The organism is Adhaeribacter aerolatus (assembly GCF_007991635.1).
GTDB classification, from domain to species: domain Bacteria; phylum Bacteroidota; class Bacteroidia; order Cytophagales; family Hymenobacteraceae; genus Adhaeribacter; species Adhaeribacter aerolatus.
In genome coordinates this window covers 24,975-42,049 of record NZ_BJYS01000049.1, presented here as the reverse complement: position 1 = coordinate 42,049, position 17,075 = coordinate 24,975, and the positions used below count along the sequence as shown (strand labels likewise).

The window sequence follows — 17,075 nt, the reverse complement described above, 5'->3', positions numbered from 1 at the left end:
TAGTAGCTGGGTGTTTTGCGCTTTCAGCGCTTGTAAAATATCGATTATTCTTCCGATGGGCTTCACCCATCGCTGATATATGGCGCCCCTTCGGGGCTTTTTCTTAGGTTACCAGCTGTTCAATTTCCAGGTAAGCTGTTACGCCGGAAACTGGAATATCGAAAAATTTAAATAAAAAATTTCCTGATGGATTTACGTAATTTCGGCGCTGGTAAAAAATGATTGCCACGTTGACACTGCCTTATGAGTTTACTACAAGTATCCCAAATCAGCATCCGCGAAGAAAGAAGTTTTGCCTTAAAAAATATTAGCTTCAGCCAGGAACCCTTGCAGAAAATTGCCATTGCCGGCGAAACTGGCTCGGGTAAAAGTACTTTGCTGCAAATAATTGCGGGTTTGGTGCAGCCCGATACCGGCGAAGTGCGCTTCCAGGGTAAAAAAGTAATTGGGCCGGCCGATACGCTGGTGCCGGGCCATGCGGGTATTGCTTATTTATCGCAGCAGTTTGAATTACCGCCTTTTTTGCGCGTAGAGCAGGTGCTGAGCTATGCCAATACGCTATCGGGTGCCGAAGCCGGCGCCCTCTACGAACTATGCCACATCGATTATTTATTAGACCGGAAAACAAACCAGTTATCGGGCGGCGAGCGGCAGCGGATTGCTCTGGCCAAATTATTGTTGGGCGCACCCAAATTCTTATTACTCGATGAGCCTTTCTCTAATTTAGATATGGGCCATAAAAACTTGCTGAAAAAAGTTATCCGGAATATTGGCGAAAAGCTAGGAATTACGCTGATCTTAATTTCGCACGACCCACTGGATACTTTATCGTGGGCCGACGAAATATTGGTGCTGAAAGAAGGAGCTTTGGTGCAAAAAGGTACGCCGCCGGAAATTTACGGCCAACCAATAAATCAGTACGTAGCGGCCTTATTCGGGGAGTGCAACCTGGTGCCGACCCTGCAAGCGCATCTATTTGCCGGTTTACACAACTTAAAGCCAAACGGAAAAGACCTGCTCATCCGTCCCGAAAATATTAAAATAGCTTCTGTCAACAACGGCAATCCTATTGGGCAGGTAACCCGCGTAACTTATTTTGGCGCCTATTACGAAATAGCCGTGCAGCTCTCCGGCAACCAGCTAAAGGTAAAAACTAATCAGGCCGAGGTTACGCCCGGTGACTTGGTTTCTATAGCGGTTACACCGGCGGACCTGTGGTATATTTAAATAAATGCCGTCGATATAAATATACAGTCTAAAACCTCCTTCAGCAGCATAAAAATTATTTTTAAACTTTTTTGTTTAATTATATGTATATACATTAAATGTTTATACATTTGTTTAAATTAAAGAAAACGAAAATTTAAAAGTTTAAAACCATGGCTAATATAAAATGGGTAGCAGACCCAATGCACAGCGAAATTCAGTTTAAAGTAAAACACCTGATGATAACCACCGTTACCGGTTATTTCCAGAAATTTAATGTTGAAGCCCTAACGGCCAATGATCAGTTTACCAGCGCCGATAGCGTAATATTTACCGCCGACGTAAACAGCATTAGTACCAACAACGAGCAACGCGATACGCACTTAAAATCGGCGGATTTTTTTGATGCGGAGAACCACAGTGAGATTCATTTTGTGGGAACCAAGTACGAGAAAGTAAGCGGCGACGATTATGCCCTTCACGGCGATTTAACCATAAGAGGAACAACCAAACCGGTAGCGGTAAAGGTGGAATTTGGCGGGATTGTAGTAGACCCTTACGGCCAGACGAAAGCGGGTTTTACGGTGAGCGGAAAAATCAGCCGCAAAGAGTTTGGCTTAACCTGGAACGCCGTTACCGAAGCCGGCAGCGTAGTCGTAAGCGACGAGATTAAGTTACAGGCCGAAATTCAGCTCGTAAAACAAGGTTGATTGCTTAATGGATTAAAAAATAAAATCATGGAAAATAAAATATTAGGCCTGCATCATATTACGGCGATTGCCGATCAGGCCAAACGAAACCTCGATTTTTATACCAAAGTACTGGGGCTGCGGCTGCTCAAAAAAACCGTTAACTTCGACGACCCCGGCACTTACCATTTATATTACGGCGACGAAAAGGGCAGTGCCGGCACTGTTTTAACGTTTTTTCCGTACGAAGGCGCCCGCCGGGGCAGCGCTGGTACCGGTATGGCTACGAATATTGCCTACTCCGTACCCGCCGGCAGCTTCGATTTCTGGATCGATCGTTTTGAAAAGCACAATGTTATCTATAACAAGCCTTCCGAGAAATTTGGGGAGCCTTATTTAACTTTCCTGGACCCGGACGGCTTAAAGCTAGAATTAGTAGTTTCGAAAAACCCGGATAACCGGCAGCCCTGGGTAACCGACGCAATTAAGGCCAGTTTGGCTACGCGGGGCTTTCACGGGGTTACCTTAACCCTGAAAGATATCCAGGCTACGGCCGCCATCCTGACCGATATTTTTGGCTATAAACTGCTGGAGCAAAGCGGCAATCGTTACCGCTATATTACCGATGCTGTTGAGGCGGCATCTATAATTGATTTGGTGCAGTTGCCCAACGAAGCGCGGGGTATTGGCGGTGCGGGTACCAACCACCATATTGCTTTCCGGGTAAAAGACGAAGAAACGCTGATGCAGTTTCAGCGGAAAGTAAGTGCGGCGGGCCACAGCATCACGAACAAAATCGACCGCAATTATTTTTATTCGTTGTATTTCCGGGAGCCGGGCGGCGTTTTGTTTGAAATTGCTACCGATAATCCGGGCTTTGGCATTGATGAACCCTGGGATAAATTAGGCTCAGGATTATTATTACCGCCGCAATACGAGCCGCGCCGTGCCCAGATAGAATCGGTATTGCCGAACCTGGATTAATATTTAAGAGTTGCGGCCAGGAATTTTTAAACCTGTTTAAGCATGGGCCTGCCAGTAATCGCGCCGGCAAGCTGCTTAGGCACTTTCCTAGCAGAAGCTTTCGAATGGGCGGTGATAATACCAGTAACGCCGATCAACGCTGCATGTAGCTTAAAGACTAAACAGCATATTATTACTTACAACTTAAAACTTCTCATTTACCTGGCATGGAGGAATTTAACATAACCCGCATATTCGCCGACCAGCATGGTGAAAGCCATTTTGAAGAAATAGCCAAACCTTTGCAGGCAGCCGGCGAGATTGGTTTTTTGTCGGAGCCCGAAGCGGTAGCGCAAATTATTTTCCGTAAGGTGCTGCCTGCTTACGATTATGACTTTCACTGCGCGCCCGCCCGGCAATTTATAATCTTACTCGATGGCGAAATAGAAATCCAGACTTCGCTGGGGGAGAAACGCAGCTTTAAAGCGGGCGATATTTTACTCGTAGAAGATACCACCGGTAAAGGACACCGCACCCGCAATTTATTACCCGCGGTCCGTAATTCTATTTTCGTTACGTTACCGGAAAACCCTTAAATCTGCTTAGTTAATTACAACTACCGGAAAAGGAACAAGCTGTTTAACTTCTGCTGCGAGGATAAATGTTAAAATCTAATTACTGATTACTAAATTTCTCATTTATGTATACCCACCAAAAAAAAGTAATAACGCAGGGCGCACCTTTAGCCGAAACCCAGAAAGCCTTAATTCTGGTGCATGGCCGGGGTGCTACCGCCGAAAGTATTTTGAGTTTAGCCAGTCCCTTGGGGGCTAACGATTTTACGCTTTTTGCCCCGCAAGCCACCAATCATAGCTGGTACCCCTATAGTTTCATGGCTCCGGCTACGCAAAACCAACCTGCCCTGGACTCGGCCCTGGAAACCATTGATGCGATTGTGAAATCTATTCTGGAACAGGGCCTCAGCAGCCAGCAAATTTACCTGGCTGGTTTTTCGCAGGGCGCTTGCCTCACGTCGGAGTATGCCACCCGCCATGCACAACCTTACGGCGGGCTCTTTATTTTCACCGGGGGTTTAATTGGTCAGCAACTCGATACCAGTAACTACCAGGGCAATTTTGCCGGTACGCCCGTTTTAATTACCACCGGCGACCCGGATCCGCACGTACCGGTGAGCCGGGTAAACGAAACTGTTAAAATTATGGAAGAGCACGGCGCCATGGTATCGAAGCACATTTACCCAGGCCGGCCCCACACTATTTTGCAGGAAGAAATTAACCTGGCCAAGCAAATATTAAGCAAAGCCTCTGTAAATAAATAACCCTCTTAAATTTTACCGGAGTACAGATGGAACTAGAAATAAAAAACAACCTGGTCGCGCATCGGTTCGAAACCACTGTTGATGGCAACACCGCCTTTGTAGATTACAAATTGCGTCCGGGCATTATGACGGTGCTGCATACCGAAGTACCCAAAGAGCTGGAGGGCCGCGGTATAGCCGGAGCCTTATCTAAGTTTGCGTTGGAATATATCTCTTCTGAAAAACTGAAACTGGTTCCGTTGTGCCCGTTCATGCAAAGCTACCTGCAGAAGCATCTGGAGTATGATTATTTAATAAAAAAGTAGATCGGGTTAATGTCGTTACCGACCTTGCAGTTGGCTGAACCGGTAATTCAAGGATAATTGAAATTGCCGGGTAACGGAGTAGGATGTTCGTTGTTGATAAAAGGTGGCACTATTGACTTCGCTAACAGCACGGCGGTATTTCCGGTCTGGGCTTCTTACGGCAAGGGCAATACTGGCTTTTTTACTTTTCAGGAACTCCTTATTTACCGAAAGGCTGCTTAAAGTATAGCCACCGGTTCTTCCTTGTAACAATACATTAGGTGAATTATAACCCAGCGTACCGCTGACCCGCCAGTTTTTACCAAAGCGGTAACTGGCAGAGCCTTGTAAATTGTAAGTAAAACCCTCATTACGCTGAGGTTTGCCTTCAATAAGGCTGGTAAAGGTTACGTATTGGGTTCTGCTGTTCAGGTTTAGGCTTAGCTTCCGGAATAAGGTAGTGTTGGTGCTGAGGGAGAAGCCGTAATGCTGGTCTTGGCCCAGGTTGCTGTAGGTAGTTTGGGCTACCGAATCTGCTCCCAGAATTGTAAATTCCTGGATAGAATTGTTGGTGAAGTTGTGAAAAATACTGGCATTGGCCGATATGTCCTTTACAAATAGGTTATAATCGAGCTGAAAAATATGACTGGTAGCGGGATTCAGATCCGGATTGCCGAAGCTGATATTCAAGGGGTCGGTCTGATCTACGTAGGGGTTCAGGTAGTATAACCCGGGGCGCTGTATGCGTTGACTGTACGATAACTTTAAGGTGCTGCTGCCTTTCAGCAGGCGAGATAAGGAAATAGTAGGAAACAGGTTGTGGTATTGCGGGGTGGCCCGGGTACCGGATGAAGTGAAATCAGCATACAGTCTTGCTGCTTCTAACCGGGCGCCGGTTCTCAGTCCCCAGGCACCTTTCCGCAGGTTAAGGGAAACATAAGCCGCATGTATAGCCTGGTGATAACCAAAATTATTACTCTGGCTGGAGTCAAGCAGAAATATACCTGTTTCGGGTTGGCGGTTTTTGTAGAAGTAGTCGCTGCTGTTTTGTTCCAGGCTCGATTTTATACCTAATTCCAGCGCTTGTTTTCCGATGGGCTGAACATAATCTGCCTGGGCGGTAAATTCCCGGGTTTCATCCATACTTTGGGTGGTGCTTACCCGCCCTGAATAGTTTAGCACCGGTTGCAGCGTAAAGTCAGAGGTACTTTTATTGGGGCTATTAATAAGGTTAAAAGAGAGGGCGAGCAATTGCTGACCAGTCTTCCTGGAACTATGCTGGTAATTCAGGCTAAAATCGCTGCCTCTTGCAATGTTCTTGCCTGTATTCAGATTTTGGTAGGCTTCAGTTAACTCGGCAACGGCATTCCGCTGGTTTACTTCCTGAACATTGCTATTTCTACCATTACTTATGTTATGGCTAAAGCTGGCTGAAATAAGGTCCTGCGGAGTCAGGTCATAACTCAACTCGCTGCCCATGTTCCAGGATTGGCTGTTGCTGTTGCTTTTTCCGGTCTGTTCGAGTCTAATCTGCCGGATTCTGTCTTCTCTGAAAAAATTACTGCTGTTTACCGGACTATTATTAGCGTTGTGGTTGAACCGGTTAGAAAGCCCGAACTTTCCCGTTTTAGCAGTTAAATAGCCGCCTAATGTAAGGCCCCTCGGGTTTTTTACGCTTAGGTTACCAGAACCACTATAACCACCAATACTACTTTTTTGCGTAATAATATTAATGATACCACCCACGCCAGTCGCTTCATAGGCAGCAGAAGGGTTGGTAATTATTTCTACTTTTTTAATGGCGCTGGCGGGTAAACCCGAAAGTACCTCGCTCGGTTTACCCGAAAATAAGGATGACCTCTTGCCGTTAACCAGGATTAAGTAATTATTATTGCCATTCAGTTGCAGGTTATCGTCTGCATCAAAAGTAAGTAAAGGTACTTTTCGCAGCATATCCAGGGTATTCAGAAAATTACTTTCCGGATCGAATGCTACGTTATAGGTTATTTTATCAATATCCTGCTCCACCAAAAGCTTTTCAGTGACTATCTCCGCTTCTTTTAACTGTTTTACGGTGGCGCCTAGCATTACTTTACCCATGTTTATTGAAGGTGAAGTGGAAGCAGGAAGAGGAATTGTTTTGGCTTTATAGCCTATATAAGTCAGGACCAGCTGGTACTGATTTTTGGGCAGCTCCCTAAATTCAAACAAGCCGTTTTCATTAGTCAGGGTTGTTTTAAAAGCCTGATTGTTCCCGACCTCCTGTATTACTACTGTAACATAACTTAGTGTAGCTTGGGTGGCAGAGTCCCGTACTTCTCCTTTTATAGTTATGGTGCTGATAAAGGTGTTAACTGTAGCAGCAGCTTTTGCATATAAAACGGAATATTGAAAATAGCAAAGCAGGGCAAGTAATAATATTTGCTTCCATCTCTTTGGTATTTTTGGTGAAACCAGCATGTAGTAATGAAGTATCGAAAGAATATTATTACCTACTTAATATTTACCTTTAAAACAGGAGAACTTGGTTACCAGAGAAATTAAATGAAGGAGGTCAAAGTACCGGCTTTCTGAGCTTCGGTACTTTGACCTGTTACTTCATTTAATAGGGTTTATTTTATTAAATCACTACTCAAATGTAACGCTACTGTTAACGAAAGTCACTCCGGTTACCCTTCCAGTCCACTGTCCATTAGGGCACGGACCTGGTGCCGGAGCATTTGTAGTCAAAGTATAATTAACCCTACCGTTCTTGTCAGATGTAAAATCACCCGAAACAGTTATAGCCCCTGTCTTTGTCTGACCCGGAGCTACGTTACCTCCTGGGTTAGTACATTCTGTGGTGGCTGTACCCGTTGTAGTTAGTATAACGGTAATCGTTATGTTCGCTCCCAGACCAACAATAGAACCAGTAGCAGTTAGTGTAGTTCCATTATCGGTGAATACAGGTGGTTTAAGAAAGTGAGGATTTTGTGAAAAGGCGCTATTAACACTAAATAGCGCTACAAGTGTTAGGGCGAGAAAAATCATTTTTGTTTTCATAATAATTAATTTTTAAAGGTTAAAATGGATAAGGATTAAAGTGAAAATTGAGGTAGAAGAAAATATTATATTTATCAATGCATAAAATAAATCAGGGAGGGAGAGTTAAGTATTCCTTGAATGCGTATCCAGTGCTTCAGGATGCAAGCAGGATATTAATGCCCGCAGCCTGATTAATCTTTTTTATCTTCCCAAATATTTAATTATGGACAAGTCATAGAAACCGGACTTGATAAATTTGTGGTGGCTACTTTTGCTACAAAGCTTCGGAACACAACCTCCCAATTTGAGTTAGGACAAGGTCTTTGCAGACTTCCTAAAGTAGCTGAAAATGTATACTGCCCGGATTTACCAGAATTAGCTAGGGGAATATTATTTATGGTGAAATTTTGCCAGGCAGGTGGTTTATTGCCCGCCGGGTTATCACAGCCATATTGTCCGGTTATGGTTATGGTAAGGCCGCTGGCATTATTTCCTAAGCCTGCTACTTTACCGGAAACAGTATTGGTTGCAGCATCATAGCATGGTGTGCCAACAAAGTGTATATTTTGCGCAGAGACATTTACAACACTTAAGAGGGTGATGAGGAGGGTGGCGAGAGAAAGAATTTTAGTTTTCATGATAATAAATAAAAAAGGTTTGAAAAAAGATTTAAATTTTTGAGATAAGTTGAAGTACTAATTGAGAATAGGTGTGATTTGTATTTTATAAAATTTCCTATAAATTATATGATAATACTAATTAAAACGAAGTTTTGATCTTAAAATAGCTTTGAAGTTGAAGCAATATCCAACCTAATACCTTAAAAAAGGCGTGCTTTACTCCAGAAAATTCCTGTATAGAAAATTAACCTTAAGAATTTGTTAGGATCTTTTTTTTGTAGAATAAAAAAAATGCAATATGGGCAATGGTAATATCACGTAATCGTACTTGGGCTTAGAAGCACTAAGCCACATGGTATATACAGAAAATAATTAAAAAAGTAGTTAAATTTTAGTCATAGGCTACTAAATTAAATTTGCTAAAAAAACATAAGCCATTTTTTATTTGTATAAATATTTTAGGTAAGAGGTTGTGTTTATGCAGAATAATACTACTTTCCCGCAGTGTCGATCTGCCCTTTCTGAAAAAAATATCCGAAATATCAGGGGTTTTTATTTGCTATAAATATAAAATACTTTAATTCAGAAAGCAAATTTAAATTTAAATAAATTTATATTTTATTTAAATATACTCATATTGATTAATCTAATTAATATATTATTTAAATATATATTATAATTAAATTTATAAATACTAGAGATTATTAATATTTAACGAGAGCCTCTATCTTATAGGTTAAAGTGTGTCTGCAAAATGGGCTCAAATACCCGTAGGTTGTGCGACCACGACAGATGACCGCTTTCCGGAATATAAAGAACAGCAGCCGAGGGGTGCCGCTGGATAATATATTTATTACTCTCCCCAAATATGTCACTGTTGCCGTACACTATGGTTATCCTGAATCCTGGGTCGGTTAAAACCGGGAGTACCGGGGCAGTAAGTATATTTTTGGTGGTTTGGTTAATGACTTTGGCCTTGATGCAGTGGAAACGGAAATGTTCCGGCTGATCTTCGCGGAAGCCACGGTTAAAATTGGTGAGGACCAAGCAGTAAAATTTTTGATAAGCGCGGTCGCTGCCCAGTAGACCTAGCGCAGAATAAATATTCAGGTTAAGCCACTCTACTAAGCTGCTTCGGTTTTTGGTATAACGGGCAACTTCCAGCATGGCATCTTTCCATTGCCGGCCGGTACCAGAACCAGGACTGCACAAAAACAAACTCAACAACCGGTCGGGATGGTGCTGGACGTAAATTTGCGCATACAATCCGCCCCAGGAGTGCCCAAATAAATGGAATTTTGGTACTCCCAGATAATCGGCTATGCAGTTAATATCCGAGATATAGCTATCCAGCGAATAATTATTACTCCGGCAAGGCGATTTTAAAGTGCCGCGCTGGTGAAAATGAATAACCTGAAAGTCCCGGCTTAAATACTTTGTTATAAAAGTTAAGCCATCGGGAACACCCGGGCCGCCGTGCAGTAAAATAATAGTTTCTTTGCCGCTGTTTTCAACAATGGTGGTATAAAAGTCGGCATCCGAATTTAAATATCCGTCGTTTTCTCCTTGTAGTTACTGGGCGGTTTACGTTTCTGCTTGATGTTCAGCTATTAAGTTCGCATACGCGTCCTTCGGAATATGGTAGGCCTCTAAGGCCGGAATATAATTGTTTTTTAGCTAAGGTTGGACGCACAAATACTTAAATTAAAGATATTTATACTTAATTTATTAGGTATATAGAATCAGAAATATAACACGTTTTGTATCTTGGTAAAAGAATAGGATTGCAGGTATTCTAGTAATATAATAAGTTCTTACTGGCTAATAAACCTGTATTATAATATAAGTTAAAATATTAAGCAGGAATAATTATATTTATTGTTGCAGATTATTCATGACTTGTCTGTTAAATAACTTTAACTTTTAATTATAATGAAGGAGGGACAGGATTTATTTTCAGCATTAGATTTTACCAGGTTTTTTCCGGTGCAGCACAAAACCACCGAAATGTATTACGCCATAGAGGTAGACCGGAATCCGGATTTTGATAAAGCTACCCAAGACGATATATTCCTTTGCTACCTCTTGTCAGAGGCGAAAGAACCTCAATTTCAGACCTGGGTTATTTTGCCACGGGAGGTCCTACAGCTCATTCCGCTGATGCTGTAAAATATAGTTTAAACACAGAAAATATTAGCGTATCAAGCCAGGTGCTGCGTGCGCTTCCTGCTTAGCGTACTTGTTACGGCGCTTATCAGGCTTTGGGCAGTGTTTCAATTGTTCTTTTAATGGCGCTGGTTATGTCGGTTGCCAGCGTATGCCAAACTTCGGGCTCACCGTTCAGGAAAAATTTCTGGTTTACTTCCAGTTCAAAGCCGACGTAATGATGCGGGGAAAATTGCTTGCGCAGGTAAGTGGGCAGCCCATCGGCAATGCCGGGGTAGGGTGAGTTGTACAGCACTTTCCGGTTAGGGTTTTGGGCGAGCAGTTCTTTTTGAAGTAGGTTGGCAAAATGTACTTCCAATAGTCGCGCCGGGTCGAATAATATGCCGATTTCTGCTTCGCGTACTTCTTTGTCTTTTACAGGCGTAAAGGTATGCACTGCCAAATGATACACCTGGTTGCCGGCTTTAACTACTTCGGTAATTTTTTGGGTAACCTGCTCCCGATGCGGAAAATAATAGTTGTTCAGCACCTGTTGTTTTTCTTTTTCGGGCAGGTCTTTCGTGAACGCTGAGAAGAGTTCTTCGTTATCTAGAGAACGGTTGGCTTCTACTAACAAGCGGGAAATAGTGGTGTAATACAAAGGAAGGTTGGTAGCGGCCGCAAGGTGTTTAGCCAGCCGCAAGGCACCAAAATCGATAGCCTGGTGCGAATAAAGTAGTTCTTCTTGCGCTTTAAAAAGATGGGCATAGGCTGGCGGTATGATGTTGCCAGCATGTTCGCAGGTAAGTATAAAGGTAGCCGCCATTTATTGTTCTTTGCTATTTTCTCAATTTATTTCTTAGAGGTCTAGCCGGCCTTTGCCTAATTTTTAAGGAGTAGACCGTTGTTTAGTGTTTAAACGTAACGGTAGTACCTTTTGGTGAAACAACCATTTGCACGGGTGCTCCAAATATTAAAGCCTGGTTAACTTTGCCGTGACCAGCCGGGAAACCAAAACAAACCGGAAAGTCATAATCCTGCACTGCATCCAGAATAATTTCTTCGGGTGTCTTCCCGAAAGGCGGATCGTCTTCTTGCATGTCTTCCAGTTCGCCAATTAATAATCCCCGTACGTAGTCAAATTTTCCGGCATGCTTCAGCGAGGTAAGATAGCTATCCAGGCGGAAATGTTTTTCGCCTATTTCTTCCAGAAACAAGATTTTGCCATTGGTGTTTACCTCCGACATGGTGCCTTTAGCATTGCACAAAACACTAATGGTGCCGCCTACCAGCATGGCTTCGGCTTGGCCTGGCCGGTTTAAGGGGTGTGCTTTTATTTTATAGTTCAGCTTCTCGCCGAACAAAGCTTTGCGCAAACTTTCCCAGGATTCGGGCTGGTATCCATCTTCCAGATCGGCGGCCATAGTGCCATGGATGGAGGCCGTACTGAGCATGCCCTGCACATGGCTGTGTAGAAAGGTGGTATCGGAGTAGCCTACCAGCCACTTGGGTTTGTATTTGAATTTGTTAAAGTTTACCTGATCTATTACCCGGATAATGCCGTAACCTCCCATGGTTTCCAGCACAGCTTTTATTTCGTCGTTGTCCAGCATTTCCTGTAAATCAGTTTTCCGGAGCTTATCGGAGCCGGCAAAACTGCCTTTCCGGGGCCCAATGGTTTTACCCAGTACCGGCTCCAGGTGCCATGCTTGCAAAATCTTTACCAATTCATCAATGTACTTTTGTTCGGTAAAGTTGCTGGTGCTCACTACACCTACTTTATCGCCGGCCTGCAGAAAAGGAGGAAGTATCATGTTACAGCTTTTAATCACCGCAACGAAAGTTTTTTTACGGGGTTTAAGCTGTTTTAAAAATCAGGTACTTTACGGGTTGCCGGCTACGTATTAATACTGAATATATTAATAGCTGTTATTTCCAGTGAGGAGCGGCTGGAAGAGGCGGTATATTTAATAAGTGGATGTTAGGCGAGGACCTCACCTTAAATCCCTCTCCTGAAAAAGGAGAGGGACTTTGATTAGTATTGCAACAAGTGCAATAATGCTGTTTGGTTTCTTAACGAAGTTAATAAAGAGAATGAATAACTAATTCTTGTGAAATATTACAATACTAAATTTCACCAGTTGTTAAAAGCGTTTTCCTTAAAAGAAGCATTACCGGAACTCCCCTTCGCCCAGAGGAGAAGGGGTTGGGGGATGAGGTCCCTTCTCCGCCTAACTTCGGCATATAACCTATCAGCTCGCTTTTTAGAAGCGTTTACTTTAATTTTTTACAGTTGCTTTATACAGAAAATCCAGCGCGGCCCGATCCGGGATTTCCTGGGTAACCGGCTTTTGGTCCAGGATCATAATCTTTTTGCTCGGGAGGGTATAGACGGGCCATTCGGGTAAACCCGGGCCGTTGGGATTGCCTTTAGTGGCAAAGTTTACCCAATAACCTGACATCAGCTTGGCTAAGTAGTGGTCGGCAGGTTCCCAGGGGCGGTCTACAAATTTCAGGTTATCGTAGGCGTAGGGCACTTCGCCGGTATGAAAAGCGCCGTACTTTTTATATTCGCCGGTGGCTGGTACCAGGCGCGTAAACCGATACACAAAAACCGGCTGTTTTCCTTGTTGTGCCTGCACATTGGCCCAGGTATAGTTTTGTAAACCAAAAATTAAATCCCGCGATAAGTTCTGTTGGGCAATTTCTGCTTCCTGATCGTTGGCTGCCGGGTAATATTGCAGGAAAGTTTTGGCATTAGTACTATATTCCGTTTCTAGCTGTTTCCGGAAATCAGCGGCATTTCTGATTGGTCCCGATAAGCCTTCGTTTTCGTTCCAGCCCGTTAGTAAGGCAACCGCATTGGCTTTACCGGCGGCAAAAATATCGGCAATATCGGCGGGTAGAAAGTAACCATCTACAATAGGGCGGGAGCCTTGGCCTTTTTGTTGCAGTTCGGCAGCCGGAAGGTTGCGTAATTGAACCAGGGTAGGAGCGTTCAACTTCCCGGCCATTTCTACGCCTTCCTGTTCGGCTTGCGCCAGTGAAAGGCTTTTCCGGATAAAGCTGGCGCCGCTCTGGGCAATGGCTTTCTTAAATAAATTTTTAGCTAGCGGTGAAGCCACCAAACAGTTAACACTCATCGAACCCGCCGATTGGCCGGCAATGGTTACATTCTGGGGATCGCCGCCAAAAGCGCTAATATTTTGCTGTACCCACCGCAAACCTGCTACCTGATCGAGTAAACCATAGTTACCCGAGGCATTCCGGCCCGATTCGCGGGTAAGCGCCGGATGTGCAAAAAAGCCAAAAATGCCAACGCGGTAATTCAGGCTTACGAACACCACGCCTTTCTGCGCCATGGCTTCGCCGTCGTAAATAGGTACGTTGGTGCCGCCGCTGTTAAAACCGCCACCGTAAATCCAAACGATAACCGGCCGTTTTTCCCGCGCCGATTTAGCACCCGTCCAAACGTTTAGGTACAAACAATCTTCGCTGATAGGTTCTTTTTGGATTAGAAATTCTGCACTCCACATACTAAAAGGGGCTGGTTCTCTTTGCATCGGACTAGGGCCGAATGTGGTACACGGACGCACACCCGACCAGGGCTTTACCGGTTGCGGCTCTTTCCACCGCAATTCGCCAACCGGCGCCGCCGCAAACGGAATGCCTTTATAAACCCGGATGCCGTTGGCCACCTGGCTTCCCGAGATAGTGCCGCCCGTTACTTTTACATTATTGGCTAAGGCCGCACCAGCATTTTGAGCATGAACCTGGCTAAAAGCCGGATAGCACAGCGCAGCGATTAATATCAGCAGGAATAAACAAGTATACAATTTCAGCGGGCGATGCATTGGTGATGGCTTTTAAGTTCAGGAGTATTCGGCAGTTTGGTAAAATAATGCTCCTAATAAAGCATTAATTTCCAAATTAGCAGCCAGTATTCCGTTCTAATTATCGGCATTTAGATAAGCAGGAATAACAGACTCATTCCTGTGCGTCTACCCACCGCATTTCAAATAGTTTTAACTAAAATTTTTTTTCAAAAAATTGGAATATTTAATCTATTAATACTATCTTGGTATATCTATAATATTTATATAAAAAATCAAATTTAATCCCTTGCGCTTAGCTTATGAGGCTTTGCTGCAAGTAATTAAGGATAATTTCTTCGCGTTACCTCCCGGTATATTGGTTTAAACAATATCATTTCCTGTTGCTGCTGTCCTGCTTATTCTTTACTACCTCTTAGCTGTTTACATGCCTGTTTTTACAAACTTTACCCTGCATTTACTCGGATTTTGTTTCTTGTTTGGTTTACAGGTATCCGGACAATCCTTGGTTAATGGCAATATTCTGGACGATACGGGTAAGCCATTTCCTTTTGCAAATGTACTGTTATTGAATGCCCCGGATTCGGCTTTGGTAAAAGGTATGTTGTCCGGTGAAAACGGCTCGTTCCGCTTCGAGAATGTTAAACCCGGAGCTTACCGGGTCTCTATTTCGGCAGTGGGACATAAACAAATATTCAGTAAAAATTTTTCTGTTGAGGCCGGGAAACCCACCGTACAGCTAAATACTTTGGTATTAACGGGGAGCAACAAAGAATTACAGGAAGTATCGGTAGTAGGCGCCAAACCCTTATTTGAACAACACCTGGACCGATTGGTAGTAAATGTGCAAAATAGTATTACGGCGGCTGGTTCCACCGCGCTGGATGTGCTGGAGCGATCGCCGGGAATAAGTGTAAACCGCCAGAATAATTCCTTGGCTATGAGTGGCAAAGAAGGCGTAGTAGTCATGATAAATGGTAAATTAACCCGTTTGCCCACCGAGGCGGTTATGCAAATGCTGAGTAGCATGGATGCCGGAAATATTCAGAAAATAGAATTAATCACGAATCCTTCGGCCCGCTACGATGCCGAAGGCAACGGCGGTATCATAAATATTATTTTAATAAAGAATACCGATATGGGTACCAATGGCTCCTATTCGGGTAATATTGGCTATGGTCAGTACGAAAAAGCCGGTGCTGCGGCCAACCTGAACCACCGTACGGCTAAGCTTAACTTGTTTACCGATGGCTCCTTTTCTTATGATAAATTTATGTTTCAGGTAGAAAGCAACCGGAAAATACTTAACCAAGGCCGGTTAATAGAGAGCAGTACGATATCTAAACGCTACACCGACCGGAATATATTAAATGCCAGAATAGGATTTGATTATTTACTGAGTGCCAGAACAACGCTGGGTGGTCAGGTAAGTGGGTTTAACAATTTTTGGGAGCAATATTGTAAGAACAATGCCGGTATACAGTATAATAAAGAAATTGTTACCCAAATATTTACCCAGGACCACGAAATAAACCACTGGCGTAATATCATGGGCAACCTTAACCTGCGGCATGCCTTCCGGAATAATCAGGAAATAAACCTGGATCTGGATTATTTATATTATCATCATAACAACCCGCATTGGTATGTAAATGATTATGAATATGTGCAAGACAATGCCCAGGAGCAGGAAATATTAAATAACACCAAGTTAACGCCTATTACCATGGGCGTAGGCAAAGCCGATTACACCAAACAAATTAGTAAGAATACTAAACTGGAAACAGGCGTAAAAGGCACCTTATCTTTGTTAAAGAATGATGTGGTGCTGTATCGTTACGAAAACAACTTGCCCCAACCGGACCCAAAATATAGCCAGAATGTAAAGCTACAGGAAGATATTGGGGCTGCCTATATAAACTTTCAGCACCAGCTAAGTACCGGTACCAAACTGCAAACCGGTTTGCGCTGGGAATCTACTTATACCAACTTAACCAATATTATCAACGGGGAAAACCTGATTAAACGCCAGTACAATAATCTTTTTCCGAGTGCATTTGTTTCGCAGGAATTAAGTAAAAACCACGACCTGCAATTATCTTACAGCCGCCGCATTACCCGCCCCACCTTTAATGATTTAGCGCCTATATTTAATTTCTGGGACCCCTACACTTTTATATTTGGTAATCCGGCCCTGAAACCAACTTTTACCAATGCCTGGGGCACCACTTATCAGTTACAGAAAAAATATTTGCTCGCCTTTCAATACAGCCGCGATTATAACGCCATAGCCAATGTAATAAAGGTTGATCCGGAGAAGAATGAACAAGTAACCACGAAAGAAAATATACGCAGCAGCGATACTTACTCCATTAATTTAACTATTCCGGTTACGGTTACTGCGTGGTGGCAAATGCAAAATAACCTGATGGCTAACTGGCAGCAAAATAAAACCGAATACCAAGGCGAGGCAATCAATCTTAGCGGTCGGTATGGCCGGTTAAATGCAACCAATAATTTTACCTTGCCCAACGATTATTCGGTTGAATTGGCTTATTTATACCAAACCCGTTCTTTATACGGCATTGGATACAGCAAACCGTATGGTTTTTTAAATTTTGGCATACAAAAGAAACTCAAGAACGATAACGGTACGCTACGGCTAACGGGCACCGATTTATTGTGGACAATGCGGTTCTCTGTCGTAAATAAAAACCCGGCTTTAAACCAGGATGTATCAGTAGTTTTGCGGCGCGAGCCCCGGGTTTTCCGGCTTACGTATACCCGCAACTTTGGCAACAAAAGCCTGAAAGTAATAAAAAGAAGGAGCACCGGTTCGGAAGAAGAGCGGCAAAGGGTTACAAATTAGATGTGCGGGTAGTTAAAAAGACTTGTTATATAACGGGAATGAATTCCGGGCTAAACCGTAAACCAAAATAGGTAAGCCAAAGTAAATAGTGCAATTATTACGG

14 protein-coding genes and 1 pseudogene are annotated in these 17,075 nt (G+C 43.4%); 8 read left to right on the top strand and 7 right to left on the bottom strand.

Annotated elements, in window-relative coordinates; all coding sequences use genetic code 11:
- Positions 1–243: 243 nt before the first annotated feature.
- The 6 genes from AAE02nite_RS23770 to AAE02nite_RS23745 all read left to right on the top strand — a co-directional run bounded on the left by AAE02nite_RS23770 (position 244) and on the right by AAE02nite_RS23745 (position 4,502).
- Entirely contained in the window at positions 244–1,227 is a 984-nt protein-coding gene (locus AAE02nite_RS23770; RefSeq protein ID WP_146904443.1) for an ABC transporter ATP-binding protein, read from the top strand.
- A gap of 152 nt (positions 1,228–1,379) precedes the next feature.
- A complete protein-coding gene (locus AAE02nite_RS23765; RefSeq protein WP_146904441.1) occupies positions 1,380–1,916 on the top strand; it encodes a YceI family protein in 537 nt (178 codons plus the stop codon).
- Positions 1,917–1,943: 27 nt separating this feature from the next.
- Positions 1,944–2,879 carry a ring-cleaving dioxygenase gene (locus AAE02nite_RS23760; RefSeq protein ID WP_146904438.1) on the top strand — a complete coding sequence of 312 codons (936 nt, stop codon included), beginning with the start codon at positions 1,944–1,946 and terminating at the stop codon, positions 2,877–2,879.
- Between the two features lie 206 nt (positions 2,880–3,085).
- Entirely contained in the window at positions 3,086–3,454 is a 369-nt protein-coding gene (locus AAE02nite_RS23755; protein ID WP_146904435.1) for a cupin domain-containing protein, read from the top strand.
- A gap of 104 nt (positions 3,455–3,558) precedes the next feature.
- Positions 3,559–4,197 carry an alpha/beta hydrolase gene (locus AAE02nite_RS23750; RefSeq protein ID WP_146904431.1) on the top strand — a complete coding sequence of 213 codons (639 nt, stop codon included), beginning with the start codon at positions 3,559–3,561 and terminating at the stop codon, positions 4,195–4,197.
- Between the two features lie 26 nt (positions 4,198–4,223).
- Positions 4,224–4,502, top strand: a complete 279-nt coding sequence (locus tag AAE02nite_RS23745) for a GNAT family N-acetyltransferase (protein WP_146904427.1) — start codon at positions 4,224–4,226, stop codon at positions 4,500–4,502.
- A gap of 15 nt (positions 4,503–4,517) precedes the next feature.
- On the opposite strand, the gene AAE02nite_RS23740 is transcribed toward AAE02nite_RS23745, so the two are convergent.
- The 4 genes and pseudogenes from AAE02nite_RS23740 to AAE02nite_RS23730 all read right to left on the bottom strand — a co-directional run bounded on the left by AAE02nite_RS23740 (position 4,518) and on the right by AAE02nite_RS23730 (position 9,613).
- Positions 4,518–6,581 carry an outer membrane beta-barrel family protein gene (locus tag AAE02nite_RS23740; RefSeq protein ID WP_246151233.1) on the bottom strand — a complete coding sequence of 688 codons (2,064 nt, stop codon included), beginning with the start codon at positions 6,579–6,581 and terminating at the stop codon, positions 4,518–4,520.
- A 9-nt stretch (positions 6,582–6,590) separates the two neighbouring features.
- A pseudogene (locus tag AAE02nite_RS27065) lies at positions 6,591–6,941 on the bottom strand (carboxypeptidase-like regulatory domain-containing protein); the annotation flags it as partial.
- Between the two features lie 785 nt (positions 6,942–7,726).
- Entirely contained in the window at positions 7,727–8,143 is a 417-nt protein-coding gene (locus tag AAE02nite_RS23735; RefSeq protein WP_146904421.1) for a hypothetical protein, read from the bottom strand.
- 711 nt (positions 8,144–8,854) lie between these two features.
- Positions 8,855–9,613 (bottom strand): alpha/beta hydrolase, encoded by a 759-nt coding sequence (locus tag AAE02nite_RS23730; protein ID WP_262713477.1) that lies wholly within the window; start codon positions 9,611–9,613, stop codon positions 8,855–8,857.
- Between the two features lie 444 nt (positions 9,614–10,057).
- Here AAE02nite_RS23730 and AAE02nite_RS23725 point away from each other — a divergent pair, with 444 nt between their 5' ends.
- Complete coding sequence (locus tag AAE02nite_RS23725; protein WP_146904415.1) at positions 10,058–10,294, top strand: hypothetical protein; 237 nt, start codon at positions 10,058–10,060, stop codon at positions 10,292–10,294.
- Positions 10,295–10,379: 85 nt separating this feature from the next.
- Here the strand turns inward: AAE02nite_RS23725 and AAE02nite_RS23720 are convergent, their stop codons facing one another.
- The 3 genes from AAE02nite_RS23720 to AAE02nite_RS23710 all read right to left on the bottom strand — a co-directional run bounded on the left by AAE02nite_RS23720 (position 10,380) and on the right by AAE02nite_RS23710 (position 14,124).
- Entirely contained in the window at positions 10,380–11,096 is a 717-nt protein-coding gene (locus AAE02nite_RS23720; protein WP_146904412.1) for an N-formylglutamate amidohydrolase, read from the bottom strand.
- An 82-nt stretch (positions 11,097–11,178) separates the two neighbouring features.
- Positions 11,179–12,084, bottom strand: a complete 906-nt coding sequence (locus AAE02nite_RS23715) for a S66 peptidase family protein (protein WP_146904409.1) — start codon at positions 12,082–12,084, stop codon at positions 11,179–11,181.
- Between the two features lie 465 nt (positions 12,085–12,549).
- The gene (locus tag AAE02nite_RS23710) at positions 12,550–14,124 is read right to left on the bottom strand and encodes a carboxylesterase/lipase family protein (protein ID WP_146904406.1); all 1,575 of its coding nucleotides are present in this window, start codon (positions 14,122–14,124) and stop codon (positions 12,550–12,552) included.
- Positions 14,125–14,530: 406 nt separating this feature from the next.
- Between AAE02nite_RS23710 and AAE02nite_RS23705 the strand changes: the two genes are divergently transcribed.
- On the top strand, positions 14,531–16,972 hold the full coding sequence (locus AAE02nite_RS23705) for an outer membrane beta-barrel family protein (RefSeq protein WP_146904402.1): 2,442 nt from the start codon (positions 14,531–14,533) through the stop codon (positions 16,970–16,972).
- Positions 16,973–17,075 lie beyond the last annotated feature (103 nt).

Excerpts from the sequence above, each read along its gene's own strand:
- AAE02nite_RS23705 (WP_146904402.1), top strand. The coding sequence starts at position 14,531 with ATGCCTGTTTTTACAAACTTTACCCTGCATTTACTCGGATTTTGTTTC.
- AAE02nite_RS23745 (WP_146904427.1), top strand. The coding sequence starts at position 4,224 with ATGGAACTAGAAATAAAAAACAACCTGGTCGCGCATCGGTTCGAAACC.
- AAE02nite_RS23765 (WP_146904441.1), top strand. The coding sequence starts at position 1,380 with ATGGCTAATATAAAATGGGTAGCAGACCCAATGCACAGCGAAATTCAG.
- AAE02nite_RS23740 (WP_246151233.1), bottom strand. The coding sequence starts at position 6,581 with ATGGGTAAAGTAATGCTAGGCGCCACCGTAAAACAGTTAAAAGAAGCG.
- AAE02nite_RS23760 (WP_146904438.1), top strand. The coding sequence starts at position 1,944 with ATGGAAAATAAAATATTAGGCCTGCATCATATTACGGCGATTGCCGAT.
- AAE02nite_RS23770 (WP_146904443.1), top strand. The coding sequence starts at position 244 with ATGAGTTTACTACAAGTATCCCAAATCAGCATCCGCGAAGAAAGAAGT.
- AAE02nite_RS23710 (WP_146904406.1), bottom strand. The coding sequence starts at position 14,124 with ATGCATCGCCCGCTGAAATTGTATACTTGTTTATTCCTGCTGATATTA.
- AAE02nite_RS23735 (WP_146904421.1), bottom strand. The coding sequence starts at position 8,143 with ATGAAAACTAAAATTCTTTCTCTCGCCACCCTCCTCATCACCCTCTTA.
- AAE02nite_RS23750 (WP_146904431.1), top strand. The coding sequence starts at position 3,559 with ATGTATACCCACCAAAAAAAAGTAATAACGCAGGGCGCACCTTTAGCC.
- AAE02nite_RS23715 (WP_146904409.1), bottom strand. The coding sequence starts at position 12,084 with ATGATACTTCCTCCTTTTCTGCAGGCCGGCGATAAAGTAGGTGTAGTG.
- AAE02nite_RS23720 (WP_146904412.1), bottom strand. The coding sequence starts at position 11,096 with ATGGCGGCTACCTTTATACTTACCTGCGAACATGCTGGCAACATCATA.
- AAE02nite_RS23725 (WP_146904415.1), top strand. The coding sequence starts at position 10,058 with ATGAAGGAGGGACAGGATTTATTTTCAGCATTAGATTTTACCAGGTTT.
- AAE02nite_RS23755 (WP_146904435.1), top strand. The coding sequence starts at position 3,086 with ATGGAGGAATTTAACATAACCCGCATATTCGCCGACCAGCATGGTGAA.